This window comes from Eudoraea sp. (assembly GCF_049669105.1).
Lineage (GTDB): Bacteria > Bacteroidota > Bacteroidia > Flavobacteriales > Flavobacteriaceae > Eudoraea.
Map to the genome: position 1 here is coordinate 1 of NZ_JBATKE010000185.1, position 14,993 is coordinate 14,993.

A 14,993-nucleotide genomic window follows, 5' to 3' on the forward strand; every position below is an offset into this window, starting at 1 on the left:
TCCCGCTACTTTTATGCGGAGGGTTACGAGGAAAGACAGAGCAGGGGAGAAGGTCAAAAACAGCTATCTAAGGAATTTGTTCGTCAATGGTTGATTAGTAATGGATTTCAGGGGCTGGAAGGACAAACCGTTCCCGAAATGTCTGATGATTACATTATTACAGTTTCTGAGCGTTATATTGAACTTTACGAAAAGATTACGGGGGAAACCTTTATTAAAGCAGATTCTACCAATATAATGCATCGTATAGAAAACAATATCCTGCACTATTTTGAAAAGTCTGATGGTAGTTAAATTTCCGAATAACAATTTGTTTAAAAGAGTTCTTACCGTTAAACATTTTTATTTATTCAGAAAAGGAACAGTTTATTTCTCAAGTCTAAAAATCCCTGACTATTAATTCCATATGTTCCTTAACAGCAGGCACATTAGCATTTCATTATATATTTATGGGTTACGAAAGAGGCGGGATGAAGGTATAAGTGTTTCAGGGTATTAAAATCTAGTACCCGGTTTTATTTGTCATTTAATTTTCATTCAATTTTGGAAATAAAGAGAAATAAAAAAAAGCCAAAATAAAATTTTGGCTTTTTCTTTTTATTAGTAAGTAGCGAGAGGGAGACTTGAACTCCCGACCTCAGGGTTATGAATCCTGCGCTCTAACCACCTGAGCTACCTCGCCGAATGTTTTAAAATGGCTGCAAATATAAAGGTTAATTTCTTGTTCGTCAAAATTCATTCACCAAAATTAATATGTCGGTTTTATTTTTTTATCATATATAAATATATATATTGTCCAACATAAATATGTCGTGGAATGAGTGATAAAATAAAATTTGAAATTGAGTTTGTAATACAGTCTTCTCCCCAGTTGTTGTACCAGTATCTGTCAACGCCATCGGGACTGTCTGAATGGTTTGCAGACAATGTAAATTCTCGTGGTGAAATATTCAACTTCATGTGGGATGGATCTGAAGAGGAGGCCAAACTCTTAAAAAAGAAAAGTGATGAATTCATAAAGTTTACATGGTCGGAAAATGAGGATGATAGTTTTTTTGAGATGCGGATTATTGTTGATGAAATCACGAAGGATGTATCTCTTTTTATAACTGATTTTGCAGAAGAGGATGAAATTGATGAAGCAAAAATGTTATGGAAAAACCAGGTATCCGATCTTAAACAAGTACTGGGTTCCAAGTAATATAAAATTAATTTTAACAGTATATTTGGCCTTGATTTATCAAGGCTTTTTTTATGGTTAATTTCAATGGACAAATAGTAGATGATAATGCCCTCTATCTAAATGGTAAAAACAGAGGCTTACTTTATGGTGATGCCCTTTTTGAAACACTTAGGCTAGTAAACGGGAAGATTATTTTTTGGGAAGATCATTATTTAAATCTAATGTCCTCCATGCGGATATTAAGAATGGAGATACCAATGTCTTTTACCATGGAGTTTTTAGAAGAACAAATATTAAAAGTAGTTCCCACAGGAGTTGAAAATAATTCGGCCCGAATTAGGATTACAGTATTCAGGAATAATGGGGGCTCCTATAAACCGGAAAGCAATGAAGTATCCTATATTATTGATGCAGATCTTTTAACAAATCCGTATTATATTTTAAATGAAGACAGTTATGAAGTGGAACTATTTAAAGATTTTACAATAAGTAAAAACATGCTTTCCAATCTTAAAACAACCAATAGAATCCTGAATGTTGTGGGTAGTGTTTATGCAAAAGAGAATGGCTATAATAATTGTTTGTTGTTAAATGATTCCAAGTCGGTAGCGGAAGCACTTAACGGGAATATTTTCCTTGTAAAAAATAATGTTTTAAAAACGCCACCTTTAGAAGACGGCTGTATTAAAGGTATTGTAAGAAAAAAAATATTAGATATTCTCAACAAAATTGAGACTTATGAATGCCAGGAGATATCCATTTCCCCATTTGAACTTCAGCAGGCCGATGAATTATTTATTACAAACAGTGTTATGGGAATACAGCCAATAACAAAATATCGCAAGAAGACTTATGATAATAAAGTGGCTAAAGAGCTTTTGGGGAAGCTAAATGCTGCCGCCAGGTTTAATTAAGACTAGGATTTTCGGGCGCATTAGACCACAATAAATAATCACCACCGAGTTCCAGCATTTTTTCTTTCCAGAAAGCTATTGTAGATTTTTGTATGATATTGCTCTCATATTCATTTTTTACTACGATCCAGGATTTTGAATCCAGTTCCTGATCAAGCTGCAGGGATGACCATCCCGAATACCCGAGAAAAAATCGTATATCTGTGTTCGTGATCACCTTTTGGTTAATGAGTTTTACAGTTTTGTCAAAATCACCACCCCAAAATATTCCATCTGATATTTCAATACTGTTATCAATAAGGTGCGGTACCTTGTGAATAAAATAAAGATTGTCTTGTTCTACCGGTCCTCCGTTGAATACCTGGAATGGGACATCTATATCTTCAATAAGATCACTAATGTCATAATTCAGTGGCTTGTTAAGAATAAATCCTACCGATCCTTCATCATTATGCTCTGCCAAAAGAACGACAGATCTGTTGAAAGAAACATCTCCTGTAAGCGTAGGTTCTGCAATCAGCAATTTCCCTTTTTTGGGTTTTAAACTTATCATAGCTCTATTAATACTTTTAAAAATAAGATAAATCTAGTAAATAACAAAAACCCATATAAATTAAAAAAGCGCCCCGGTTTATGGGACGCTTTCATATATTTCGAAAAGATGGATTAGTTTACAGCGCTGCTTAAATCAGAACCTGCTTTAAACTTAACTACATTTTTAGCTGCAATTTGTATAGTCTTTCCAGTAGAAGGATTTCTTCCTTCTCTGGCATTTCTTCTAGAAACAGACCAAGATCCAAAACCTACTAGAGATACTCTATTCCCTTTCTTAAGTGATCCTTCTACGTTCCCTAAGAAAGACTCCAACGCCTTTTTTGCTGCTGCTTTAGTGATGCCAGCACTGGCTGCCATCGCATCAATTAATTCTGTTTTGTTCATAATTTTAAATAAATTAATAGTTGTTAAATAATTTTAAGCTTGAACAAATTTATACGGATTTGCGGTTAAGACAAGTAAAACTGGGGTAAATCAGCGTTTTTGTTGATAACTTAAAACGTTTGTTGATAAAGTTGGGTTTTTTTGGTTGATTCTCCAAGCCCAATGCTCATGGGGCTTTAGGTCATATGGGCTGATTCTTTGATTTTAAGCCCATTTAAAACATCAATAACAGCCATTTTCCGTTTACCAGAAAGCTGTAATTCTGTCAGGTAAACATACCCCCCCGGGGAGGCAACTTTTAGCTCTTTTTTAGTGAAGTGAACAGTTCCGGGTTTAAAATTATGCTCCTCCTTTTCCCATTTAGCTTTGTATATTTTTATTGTGATTAATTCGTCTTCGTTGTTCAAATTTGTCCAGGCAGTTGGGAATGGGCTAAGTCCTCGTATATGATTGTATATTTTCTCAGGAGATTCTTCCCAATCTATTTTACAAGTTTCTTTGTTGATTTTATCTGCAGTTCGAAATTGGCGGTCCAATGGCTGTTTTTTTGTTACAACCTGGTTGTTTTCAATCAGGGAAACCGTCTTTAAAACTAATCCCGCTCCGAGGGCCATTAATTTATCGTGCAGATCTCCCGCAGTATCATCTGGTCCAATCTCAGTTGCTTCTTGCAAAATAAGCTCGCCTGTATCTATTTTCTCATCTATAAAAAATGTAGTAACTCCTGTTTGCCTTTCCCCATTAATTATTGCCCAGTTTATAGGAGCGGCCCCTCTATAGTCAGGTAATAAGGAAGCATGGAGATTAAATGTGCCATATTCGGGCATAGACCATACTTGTTTTGGTAGCATTCTAAATGCTACCACAATTTGAAGGTTAGCCTTTAGTGATCTTAAATCATCAAGAAATTCCTTATCCTTTAAATTAGTTGGCTGCATTATATATAAGCCAGCTTTTTTTGCATATTGTTTAACGGAAGATTCATGTATTTTTCGACCTCTTCCTGCGGGTTTGTCGGGTGCTGTAATTACTCCTACAACTTGATAGCCCTCTTGGACCAGCTTATCTAAAGTGGCGACAGCAAATTCCGGGGTACCCATAAATACTATTCTCAAGTTTCTCATTTTTGAAGGCTATATTTATTTTTTGAATTAATATTAATTTTACCGTCCTCCAGCAACATTTGTAGTGTTTTTAATATCAAGAGCTCATTTTGCGGTAATTCCTGGATAATGTCTCTTGAACTACTTTCTTTCATTTCCAATAATTCAATAATGTCACTTTTTATATCAAGAAAATTGGGATAGTCAAGTTTCTTTTGGTTATTACAAACATCACAGTTATTACAACGTTCATCAGTTTTTTCACCGAAATACGATAGCAGTTGGCGATTTCTACACAACCTGTCATTTTTAATATAACCAAGCATGCTTTCAACCTTATTCACTTTTGTTTGCAACTGCATTTCTACTTTCTTTGAAAAATTATTAATTGTAATGTCATCTTCCCTGGGTACCAAGAAAACGAGTTCCAGATCTCTGTTATTTGCTTTTAATCTTATGACCTTATCTTTATCCAATTGTTCCAGGTCATTTAATATTTTTTCTTCTGAAAGTGAAGTTTTTTTTGAAATTAAAAGCGTATTTATTTTTGTTTCAAAATCAAAAATCCCTCCATAAGTTCTTAAAATGGTTTGTACGAATGGCGCAATGCTCTGATGTCTTTCCAGATAGTCTAAGAGGGCGTTTTTAGAAAATAAAAATTGTACAGTTGTTTTACGGGAAAAATTTTGCGACAAGGATATCACAGAATTTTGATCAAGAATGCGTAACCCATTATATGCCATAGGTGAATTGATCTTATAAAGGTGACAGAATTCTTCAAATCGAAACTGAAATATTTCTTCAGTCAGAGTTCCATAGGGTATTTGAAAATAATTATTGAGTTTATTATAAAGTAATTTCAAAAATTTTACATCGGGTAATACTTTTAAAAATTGGCTTTTTAGTTGTAATTCATCGTCTTTGTTGGTTATCATTATAGCTTTAGCCGGGAGGCCATTTCTACCTGCCCTGCCAGCTTCCTGGTAATAATACTCGAGACTTTCCGGGATTTGATAATGAATTACCAAAGTAACATCGGCTTTGTCAATTCCCATTCCAAAGGCATTTGTGGCCACCATTATTCTTACCTTATTATTGAGCCATAAATTTAGTTTCTTCTCCTTTTCTTCTTTTGGAATACCCCCGTGATAAAAGGTAGCAGAAATATTTTTTTTGTTTAAAAAAGCAGCGATTACCTGCGCCATTCTTCTGCTACGGACATATATAATGCCACTTCGGTCTGTTTTCTTGCATAACTCATACAAACGCCTTTGTTTATCTTCTTCCCAAATAACCCCAAAATATATATTTTTCCTGCTAAACGAATCTTTGAAAATTTGATGTTCTTTGAACTTAAGATTCTCGGTAATATCCTGGGCAACTTTTGCGGTGGCAGTGGCTGTAAGCGCAATTACAGGAACTTCTGGTTTTATATCCCGCAAAAGCGAACAATTTAAATACGCCGGTCGAAAATCATTCCCCCATTGAGAAATACAATGTGCTTCGTCTATCGCAATAAGATTAATCTCCATTTGGGCAATCCTGTCTTTTACTATTTCCTGCTGCAAACGTTCAGGTGATAGGTATAAGAATTTATAATTTCCGTAAATGCAATTGTCTAATAGATTATTTAAATCTTCTCTGGAAATTCCTCCTGTTAAGGCAATAGACTTAATACCTATATCCTTCAATTGCTGAACCTGGTTTTGAATAAGGGCTATTAAGGGTGAAACAACAATGCATAATCCTTCACTGGCCATCGCCGGAATTTGATAACATAAAGATTTACCTCCACCTGTAGGTAAAAGCGCAAGCACATCTTTACCATTTAACACAGCATCTATAATAGCTTTCTGAGATCCTTTAAAGTCTTCATAATCCCAATATTTTTTTAAGATTTCTTGCGGATCCCTCATTGTCAATCTTTCTTCACTTCATTTAATAAAAAAGAAATACGCTCTTCCACAGTGCCGGTTGGAATAAGAACAGGCTCATAATCATATCTCATATAAGTCCGTTTTAAGTGGTCATATATTTCAATGGCCTCCTCAAAGCTTTCTAATCTTTCATTGTCAGATACATATATTTTTTCCCAAGGTGGCAGGATTACAACTTTATCATATCTGCTGGTTGTACAAGCTTTTTCAAAATCACGGGTGTAACTTTGGTCAAAATAGTCCATATAAGCCAAAACATCTGGAATACCGCGGTCAAAAAAGACATGGGGAATAGCCATATTAACGGACTTATTATATTGTTCCATCCTGCCGCTAAGGATTCTTTGATTAAATTCAAAAGGATCTTTGACAAAAGCAAGTGGATTGGAAACAAAGGAATCAGGATTACCCTTTTCTTTTGCCTCAAGAGTCATACTTCTCACAATCTCGTGAAAACAGGTATAACCAAATGCTTCAAGTTGTTGTATAATGACCGTTTTTCCAGTACTCGGCCCTCCCGTAATAACTATTTTTTTAGATTTCAAGAACTAAATTTTACAATCACAAAAGTAATCAATGCGAGCAAGCATAAAAAATTGATCACGAAGCTTTATATTTGTAAAAACTTTTAAATGGATACTGAGAAATCAGATGATTTTTACCTTAGGCTCAAAGAAGAATTACTCAAAAGTAATAGCTGGCCTGCAGATTACTTATATAAATTTATAGTCCCCACAGACAAGGATAAGATCACCCAAATACAACAAATTTTTGACAATACAGGAGCGGTTATTGAATCTAAACAATCAAGTAAGGGTAAATATACGAGTCTTTCGATTATGGTAAATCTTGCAAATCCCGATGAGGTAATAGAAAAATACAAAGAAGTTGGCCTCGTTGAGGGCGTAATATCTTTATAAACTGGTATAACTGGGATAATTTTCTTAATTTGCAACCGTTATAGAGATACTTCCTCTACATATATTTAATCAGAATTATATAGAAATTTGAATCCAGTAGAAAACCTAGAGTACAATACTGAGCGCGAAAAGCTCATTATACCCGAATACGGTCGCCATTTTCAAAAAATGGTAGATCATGCCGTCTCCATAAAAGACGATGAAGAGAGAAATAAAGTAGCAAAGGCCATTATTAGTGTCATGGGTAACCTTCAACCTCATTTGAGGGACGTACCCGATTTTCAGCATAAACTTTGGGATCAATTATTTATTATGTCCGACTTTAAGTTGCAAGCTGAATCACCTTTTCCCATAACTCCAAAGGAAGTCCTACAAGCAAGACCTGATCCATTGGAATACCCACAAAACCATCCTAAATACCGTTTTTATGGCAATAACATAAAACGAATGATAGATGTAGCCATTGGATGGGATGAAGGCGATAAGCGGGCTGGGCTGGAATATGCTATAGCTAATCATATGAAGAAGTGTTATCTTAATTGGAACAAGGATACCGTAGAGGATAAAGCAATTTTTAAGCACCTTTATGAACTAAGTGATGGCAAAATAGATTTAGCTGCTGATGGTGTTAACCTTACAGATAGTGGACAGTTTCTTAAATCACGGATTTCAAAATCCAATAGGACCAGTTCCCCAAAAAAGGGCCAGCGAAATACTAACAGAGGTAAAAAACGGTATTAAATATTTCTTCCTTAAATGGGAACATTCAAAATTGAGGGCGGCCATAAACTTCATGGGGAAATAACCCCACAAGGCGCTAAAAATGAGGCATTACAAATTCTTTGTGCGGTTTTGCTTACCCCGGATGAGGTAGTCATAAACAACATTCCGGATATTCTTGATGTCAACAAGCTAATCTCCTTACTAGAAGACCTGGGAGTAAAAATCCAGAAAAAAGGCAAAGGGTCTTATTCTTTTAAAGCAGATGACATTAATCTGTCTTATTTGCAATCTGAACAATTTAAAACTGATGGCAGGGGATTAAGAGGCTCTATTATGCTGGTAGGTCCTTTATTAGCCAGATATGGCAAGGGTTACATTCCTAAACCAGGAGGTGATAAGATAGGTAGGCGCAGATTAGATACCCATTTTGAAGGATTTATTCAGTTGGGTGCAAAATTCCGATATAATAAAGAGGAGCATTTTTATGGGGTAGAAGCCAAAAGACTTAAAGGCACCTATATGCTTTTAGATGAGGCATCGGTTACAGGTACCGCTAACATTGTTATGGCAGCTGTCCTGGCAGAAGGGCAAACAACTATTTACAATGCGGCATGTGAGCCTTATCTGCAACAATTGTGCAAGATGCTAAACCGGATGGGAGCAAAAATTTCCGGTATTGGGTCTAATTTATTGGTTATTGACGGGGTTCTGAATTTGAAAGGCACAGAGCATACCATGTTGCCGGACATGATAGAAATAGGCAGTTGGATAGGCCTTGCAGCAATGACCAAAAGCGAATTGACGATCAAGAATGTCAGCTGGGACGACTTAGGCCAGATCCCATCGGTTTTTAGAAAACTGGGTATTTCTCTGGAAAAAAGAGGGGACGACATTTACATTCCTGAACATAAAGAGGGTTATAAAATTCACAACTATATTGATGGTTCTATTTTAACTATCTCAGATGCACCCTGGCCCGGTCTCACCCCGGATCTGTTAAGTATTATCCTTGTTATTTCAACACAAGCCAAGGGCGAAGTGCTCATCCATCAGAAAATGTTTGAAAGCCGTTTGTTCTTTGTAGATAAATTAATAGATATGGGGGCAAAAATTATTCTTTGCGATCCACATAGGGCTACTGTAATTGGCCACAATTTTAAATCCACGTTAAAGTCTACAACGATGGTATCCCCCGATATCAGAGCCGGAGTATCCCTTTTAATTGCCGCTCTATGCGCAAAAGGAACATCAATCATCCATAATATTGAGCAGATAGACAGGGGTTATGAGGATATTGACAATCGTCTTAGGGCAATTGGCGCTAAGATTGAAAGGATGTAAGAAAAGGAGTTATAGACCTCCTGTTTTTATGGAGGCATACTATTCTTAAAATCTGAAAAATGAAAAATCCGGTTTGGGAAAAACTACCTCTGATTAACAATGATTTGGGTCAAAAGAAAAGATTTGAATTACTCATTGAAGGCGAAACTGCATTTATAGAATATATCCAGGCCAAGAATAATATTATATATCTCACTCATACCGAAGTACCCCGCTCTTTAGAAGGGAATGGTATAGGAGCTATTATTGTATCCAAAACTCTTGAACATATCAGGGAAAATGGATTTAAAATGGCTCCCTTATGTCCTTTTGTCGCCGCATACCTTAAGCGTAATCCAGGTAAAGCAGATGGATTATTAGCCCCGGGGTTTTCGATAGGCTAGAAAAAATGTCAATAATAGCAAAAGTCCAAATTACCAAAAGGCTCTAAATTTATTATCAAATCATTCACGTTCTACAACATCCCCGTTAGGATATTTTGCAAACCTTCCCTTTTCTCTCGGATGAACGTTGTCTGCATGTGGCCAGGGCCAGCCACCAAATTGCGTAAGCCTGTATTCTTCCATGGCTTGTTGAATTTCCAACTGTGTATTCATAACAAAGGGGCCGTACTTAGCAACCGGTTCGTTTATAGGTTTTCCCTGCAATACTAAAAAGTGAGATTTCTTGCTGCCATTTTCTAAAGTAACTTCTGCATCTGAATTAAGCTCCACACCGTGATTGGGTTTAATCACCTGCTCACCAATCTTTACTTCGGCGCCGTCATAAAAATAAAGGGTACGGCTTAAATTTGCAGATGCAGGAGGCAAATTAAATGTTTCGTTTTCATCCATATGAATATTCCATATGGCAACTTCATTATCAGAATTTGCTGCCCAAGAATTGGGCGCGGGATCTGGTGCAGTCGTTCCGGAATAGCTACCTGCAATTATTTTTACTGTAGTATTATTGATCTTAACAAGGGGGATATCCTCATGCCAGAGCATTTTAAAATGTGGTTCAACAAATTTGTCTGTTTTTGGTAAGTTGATCCAAATTTGAAACAATTCCAACGGATTATCCCTATCTGTATTCAGCAAAGGGAACATTTCAGAATGCTGAACCCCCCTGCCAGCAGTCATCCATTGTACATCACCCTGTCCAAATCTACCGGCAGCTCCTAATGAGTCTGAATGATCACAATATCCTTTATTCACAATGGTCACCGTTTCAAAACCTCTGTGCGGATGATACGGAAACCCGGGAATGGTATGTCCGTGATACATTCTCCAACCATCTTTAATAGTGAAATCGTTGCCCAGGTTACGCCCTTCAAGAGATACGTCCGGTTCCATTGAACTATTACCCTTTGGGTAATGATCTAAATGATAAACACAGAACAAAAACGGGTCTTGCGTTTCCCATGGGAAACCTAAAGGAAATATTCGTTTGACTGGGGTACTCATAGTTTTAAATTTTTGATGTTTTGATAATTTTTTTGTAGTTACTTGAAGTTACATTCCAAATAAAATTTCACATATTATTCATGGATTGCGGTATTAATTTCAACCCAATTCTCTTCAGGGTCTTTAATATAAATCTGACGCACTCCATCTGCACGGTCTGTAACGGCATTCTTTTTTCCGGGCCAGTCCCAATAAGGGATATTTTTCTCTTCCAGATAAGAAATGAGACCATCCAGATTTTGTGTAGCCAGGCACAGATGGCTACTTTTATTATTTTGACGAATCACGGAATCTTTACCTATAAGGTGAAGTTGAGAATTTCCATGTATACTAAACCATCTAAATCCTTGTGCTGCAGAAGGATGCGGAATTTCCTTTAGTTTTAATATGTTAGCATAGAAGTCTCCGGTCTTTTTGAGATCTGTCACTATAAAAGAATAATGGTCGTATTGAAAATCAAAGTCCTGTGTATACGATTTTGAAAAATAGCAAATTAAGAGTAAGAGCATCAGTTTTTTCATACGAAAGGGTTTTAAATATTTTTTTGGGTGCTTATAAATAATGCATTATTGATTATCATAAGATACAAAAGCAAAGTGTTTGCTATCGGGCGACCAAGAGGGGACATTAATTGTTCCCTGTCCGCCTAAAAAAAGGCAAAGACTTTTGATTTCTTTTGTATTTAAATCGTAGAGTCTCAATGCCACAGATTTTAATGGAGGATGACGGTCTCCCTGATCTTCCAGATAGGAAATAAAAACAAAATACTTTCCATCCGGTGAAGGATGTGCAAACCAATTTGAATAGGCATCATTGGTTAATTGTTCGTTTTCGCTACCATTGGGTTTCATTCTCCAAATCTCCATTTTACCAGATTGCATTGAATTGTAATAAATGTATTTACCATCCGGGGAATATTCCGGGCCATCATCCAGACCTGGACTGTTGGTGAGGCGTTCCTCTTCACCTCCCTGAATTGAAATTCTATAGATATCATAGTTATTATTGCGACTTGCGGTATATACAACGGCATCACTCCCCGGAGACCATCCGTGCCAGTAGGATGGATATTCTAATGTCACGAGTTGAGGGGTGCCTCCTTTTAAAGGTAATGTATAGATCCGGGAAGTGCCGGACTCCACGCCTTCTATAGGATCATTATTGCTAATGGCCAGCATTGTGCCATCAGGAGAAATTCCGTGATCATTATTACATCTCACAGCAGCTCCTGTATCTATTTGCTCCTTTGAACTGCCATCAATTTTTATCCTGTATAAAAGGCCATTTTGATTGAGAATTAAAAAGTTCCCGTCAGGACTCCAGTTGGGAGCTTCAAAGTGAGCCATTTCCTCATATATTACTTTTCGTTCCCCGGTTTCCATTGAATAAACTTCCAGCATTGATTTAAGCTGGGGTGATTGTCCAAAATTTTGTCCCGAACCCATAATAAAGAGAATTACCAGCGTTTTATTAAATATCAGATTCATAATATTCAAAGTTCAGTTAAGGCCATATATTCCAATGCTATATAACTCCATTATGAATGCACAACAATTATTTTACCCTACAAAGTCTATCTTCTTATGTGCCCCATCACAATAGGGTTTGTTAGCCGACGCACCACATCTGCATAATGCAGTTACCCCGCTTTTGCTTTCAGTCTTTCCGCTGGCATCCTTCACTTCTAAAGTGCCATGTACCAAAAGAGGGCCATTAGCCATTACATCTACACGCGTATTCTTAGTCACTTCTTCGGAATTTTTTGTTTCTTCTTTCATAGTATAGGTTAGTGCCCCGGAAGGGCATTTATTAATTTGTGATTTCAATTCATCAATGGTTGCATTTTCTGGTTCAATCCAGGGTTTCTTATTCGGATCATACACTTTCGGCAAGGTATTCACGCAAATAGCGGAATGGATGCACTTCTTTGGTTTCCATACTACAGTTAGATCACCCTTTGAATATTCTTTAATTATTTCTCTTTCTGCCATAATTTATTAGTTATTCTTTACACTTTATTCATAGTTATCTCCCACCGGTGGTGGCCCCGGAGGAATATTTGCTTCGTAGACCTCGTCACCCTTCCTTTCTTTATATTCATTCTTAACTTTTTCTATTAATTTTTGATCCTCAAAAAGATCTACAGCGGTCATGCTTAAAGCTTTGGCAGCATAGGTCATCCCTTTATGACCAATACTCATTCCGCCGCAAGCGACTACCGCCCAGGAATGCCATGGCGTATCTTTTGGCGCTACAGTTACACTTAAATTTATGTTAGGAACATTCCAACTTACATCGCCAACATCTGTGGATCCACCGCCGGGGTGTTCTTTGGTTTCTTTCAGCGGACTTATTTTGCTGTCCATTCCTATCTGAGGTTTCTGTGTATTCTCCTGAATCTTTTTACCAAAAGCCTGTTCTTCTTCTGTATATGTAATGTCTCCCAAATATTCCAGGTTTTTTTGCATGATTTCCTCACCCGATCTGTTTACCAATACCTCATAAATTCCTGAAATCAGGGTAATCTTGTAATCTACATTCGCCATTACTGCTGCGCCTTCGGCCATTTTCTGAACCCTTTCGTATACCGGAATTACTCCGCTTCGCTTAGTGTCTCTTACACGCACCCAAAGTTTAGAATAATCAGGTACTACATTAACTACTTGCCCACCATCTTGAATATGGTAATGAATCCGTACCGTTGGTTTAATATGTTCTCTGTAGTAGTTAATTCCTGTGGTATATAATTCTAAGGCATCGGAAGCACTTCTTCCATTCCAGGGATCAGCAGACGCATGTGCCGCCTGACCAAAATATTCAACTTTAAAGTCAACCAAAGCAAGTGTACTTTGTGCATCGGCTTCTGTATTGTCAGCCGGATGCCAACTTAGGTTAACATCAACATCATCCCATAAGCCATCTCGTACCATCCAAACCTTTCCAAAATATTTTTCTTCTGCCGGAGTGCCAAAAAATTTAATGGTCCCTTTAATTTTGCCCTCTTCTATGAGTTCTTTTACGGCCACCGCAGCACCAAGACTTGCTGTTCCAAATAAATTATGGCCACAACCGTGTCCGGCCGCTCCTTCATTTAAAGCTTCTTTTGTAGGTTGTGCCTTTTGAGATATTCCCGGGAGGGCATCAAATTCACCTAAAATGCTTATTACCGGCTTTCCGGATCCGTAAGTAGCTATAAAGGCAGTGGGCATTCCGGAAACGCCACGCTCAACGGAAAAACCGTTCTTTTCTGCATAGTCAGCTAAAATTACCGAAGATTGTTTTTCATTAAAAGCTGTTTCAGCAAGAGCCCATACAGAATCGCTAATAGCTATTAGTTCTGCATTGTGCTTTTCAATAGATTGTATAATTGCTTTTTTGTTGTTGCTTATTTTTTGAGCAGAGGCTGCAGAAGTTAGGATCAACAATAATCCAAAGAGTAATTTTCTCATATTTTTAAAAAAGAATTAGAATTGGTAATCAATCCAATAAAAATACATTTTTTTGCCGGGTAATGTCTTTAACAACCATAAAAAGTCTCTAACCCGTTGGCCAATGGCTTTTAAAGAATTAAATCACCGAATTCTTTAAAGAGAATGTTAATTTGCCAGATGTAACCAAAAGGATTCAGTTTAGTGCTTCTTTGTATATTCTGAGGCAGCGTTCACGGGCCATTTTATGATCCACCATCATTTGGGGATATGTCAATTCCTGTAGTTCAGGAACCCATTTATTGATATATTCTTTTTGTTGATCAAATTTTTCCACTTGTGTAAGGGGATTAAAGATCCTGAAATACGGTGCTGCATCTACACCACTCCCTGCAGCCCATTGCCAGTTTCCAATGTTGCTGCTAAGTTCAAAGTCTAAAAGTTTTGAAGCAAAGTAAGCCTCTCCCCAACGCCAATCTATTAATAAATGCTTACAAAGAAAACTTGCTACCAGCATTCGCACCCGGTTATGCATAAACCCAGTAGAATTAAGTTCCCTCATTCCTGCATCAACAAGGGGGTATCCTGTTTCCCCTTTTTTCCACATTTCAAATTCCTTTTCATCATTTCGCCATGGGATCCTATCGTATTTTGGCTTAAAAGCTTTATAAACAGTATGCGGAAAATGCCATAAGATTTGCATAAAAAATTCGCGCCAAATCAATTCATTTAAAAAAGTCTCATTCCTGGCACTTAGGGCTTTTAACACTGTTTGTCGAGTAGAAACGGTTCCAAATCGCAAATGGGGTCCTAGTTTGGAGGTGCCTTTTTCTATGGCCGGAAAGTTTCTGGTTTTTTCATATGAATTTAGTAATGATGAAGAAATTTCATAAGCCGGAACAGCAATTTCAGATCTTTTAAATCCTATCTCTTCCAGTAACAGATTAGGCAAATCTGCTTGTTTGAACACCCTGTTTAATAATGACTCGGAGTCATAAGCCATAACCGGCTCATCTGTTTTGAATTTTTCTTTCCACTTGCGCATATAAGGCGTATAAAC

17 protein-coding genes, 1 tRNA gene and 1 pseudogene are annotated in these 14,993 nt (G+C 37.0%); 7 read left to right on the forward strand and 12 right to left on the reverse strand.

Features of this window, described 5'->3' with window-relative positions; genetic code table 11:
• Nucleotides 1-294: pseudogene (locus WBM60_RS14275) on the forward strand (phosphoribosylaminoimidazolesuccinocarboxamide synthase); the annotation flags it as partial.
• Nucleotides 295-608: 314 nt separating this feature from the next.
• Here the strand turns inward: WBM60_RS14275 and WBM60_RS14280 are convergent.
• A tRNA-Met gene (locus tag WBM60_RS14280) sits at nt 609-682 on the reverse strand.
• A 135-nt stretch (nt 683-817) separates the two neighbouring features.
• On the opposite strand from WBM60_RS14280, the gene WBM60_RS14285 reads away from it, so the two are divergent.
• Together WBM60_RS14285 and WBM60_RS14290 are read left to right on the forward strand one after the other, a co-directional pair.
• Entirely contained in the window at nt 818-1,201 is a 384-nt protein-coding gene (locus WBM60_RS14285; protein WP_424259412.1) for an START-like domain-containing protein, read from the forward strand.
• Between the two features lie 53 nt (nt 1,202-1,254).
• Complete coding sequence (locus WBM60_RS14290; protein ID WP_424283232.1) at nt 1,255-2,097, forward strand: aminotransferase class IV; 843 nt, start codon at nt 1,255-1,257, stop codon at nt 2,095-2,097.
• Here the strand turns inward: WBM60_RS14290 and WBM60_RS14295 are convergent.
• The 5 genes from WBM60_RS14295 to WBM60_RS14315 form a co-directional block, all read right to left on the reverse strand.
• Complete coding sequence (locus WBM60_RS14295) at nt 2,090-2,650, reverse strand: YqgE/AlgH family protein (protein ID WP_299161779.1); 561 nt, start codon at nt 2,648-2,650, stop codon at nt 2,090-2,092. The two genes, WBM60_RS14290 and WBM60_RS14295, sit on opposite strands and share 8 nt — an antisense overlap.
• Nucleotides 2,651-2,763: 113 nt before the next feature.
• Nucleotides 2,764-3,036: an HU family DNA-binding protein gene (locus tag WBM60_RS14300; protein WP_299161781.1), complete on the reverse strand. Its 273-nt coding sequence runs from the start codon at nt 3,034-3,036 to the stop codon at nt 2,764-2,766.
• Between the two features lie 176 nt (nt 3,037-3,212).
• Complete coding sequence (gene fmt / locus WBM60_RS14305; RefSeq protein WP_424283233.1) at nt 3,213-4,160, reverse strand: methionyl-tRNA formyltransferase; 948 nt, start codon at nt 4,158-4,160, stop codon at nt 3,213-3,215.
• Complete coding sequence (locus WBM60_RS14310; RefSeq protein ID WP_424283234.1) at nt 4,157-6,055, reverse strand: RecQ family ATP-dependent DNA helicase; 1,899 nt, start codon at nt 6,053-6,055, stop codon at nt 4,157-4,159. The genes fmt and WBM60_RS14310 overlap by 4 nt, the downstream gene beginning before the upstream one ends.
• A 2-nt stretch (nt 6,056-6,057) precedes the next feature.
• Entirely contained in the window at nt 6,058-6,621 is a 564-nt protein-coding gene (locus tag WBM60_RS14315; protein WP_424283235.1) for an AAA family ATPase, read from the reverse strand.
• A gap of 87 nt (nt 6,622-6,708) precedes the next feature.
• Here WBM60_RS14315 and WBM60_RS14320 point away from each other — a divergent pair, with 87 nt between their 5' ends.
• From WBM60_RS14320 to WBM60_RS14335, 4 genes are all read left to right on the forward strand, one after another.
• The gene (locus tag WBM60_RS14320; RefSeq protein WP_424262487.1) at nt 6,709-6,996 is read left to right on the forward strand and encodes a DUF493 family protein; all 288 of its coding nucleotides are present in this window, start codon (nt 6,709-6,711) and stop codon (nt 6,994-6,996) included.
• Between the two features lie 87 nt (nt 6,997-7,083).
• A complete protein-coding gene (locus WBM60_RS14325) occupies nt 7,084-7,737 on the forward strand; it encodes a DUF4290 domain-containing protein (protein WP_424262489.1) in 654 nt (217 codons plus the stop codon).
• A 15-nt stretch (nt 7,738-7,752) separates the two neighbouring features.
• A complete protein-coding gene (murA, locus tag WBM60_RS14330; protein WP_424276294.1) occupies nt 7,753-9,060 on the forward strand; it encodes a UDP-N-acetylglucosamine 1-carboxyvinyltransferase in 1,308 nt (435 codons plus the stop codon).
• 59 nt (nt 9,061-9,119) lie between these two features.
• Complete coding sequence (locus WBM60_RS14335; RefSeq protein WP_424262493.1) at nt 9,120-9,443, forward strand: GNAT family N-acetyltransferase; 324 nt, start codon at nt 9,120-9,122, stop codon at nt 9,441-9,443.
• 60 nt (nt 9,444-9,503) lie between these two features.
• Here WBM60_RS14335 and WBM60_RS14340 read toward each other — a convergent pair whose 3' ends face one another.
• The 6 genes from WBM60_RS14340 to WBM60_RS14365 form a co-directional block, all read right to left on the reverse strand.
• On the reverse strand, nt 9,504-10,505 hold the full coding sequence (locus WBM60_RS14340; protein ID WP_424277993.1) for a pirin family protein: 1,002 nt from the start codon (nt 10,503-10,505) through the stop codon (nt 9,504-9,506).
• Between the two features lie 74 nt (nt 10,506-10,579).
• Nucleotides 10,580-11,026 carry a VOC family protein gene (locus WBM60_RS14345; protein WP_424262497.1) on the reverse strand — a complete coding sequence of 149 codons (447 nt, stop codon included), beginning with the start codon at nt 11,024-11,026 and terminating at the stop codon, nt 10,580-10,582.
• A gap of 45 nt (nt 11,027-11,071) precedes the next feature.
• Nucleotides 11,072-11,992 carry a TolB family protein gene (locus WBM60_RS14350; protein ID WP_424283236.1) on the reverse strand — a complete coding sequence of 307 codons (921 nt, stop codon included), beginning with the start codon at nt 11,990-11,992 and terminating at the stop codon, nt 11,072-11,074.
• A gap of 72 nt (nt 11,993-12,064) precedes the next feature.
• On the reverse strand, nt 12,065-12,496 hold the full coding sequence (locus WBM60_RS14355) for a (4Fe-4S)-binding protein (protein WP_424276291.1): 432 nt from the start codon (nt 12,494-12,496) through the stop codon (nt 12,065-12,067).
• A gap of 24 nt (nt 12,497-12,520) precedes the next feature.
• Nucleotides 12,521-13,954, reverse strand: coding sequence for an amidohydrolase (locus WBM60_RS14360; protein ID WP_424283237.1), 1,434 nt, complete (start codon nt 13,952-13,954; stop codon nt 12,521-12,523).
• 175 nt (nt 13,955-14,129) lie between these two features.
• The coding region (locus WBM60_RS14365) for a cryptochrome/photolyase family protein (protein WP_424283238.1) at nt 14,130-14,993 on the reverse strand (864 nt) is incomplete at its 5' end.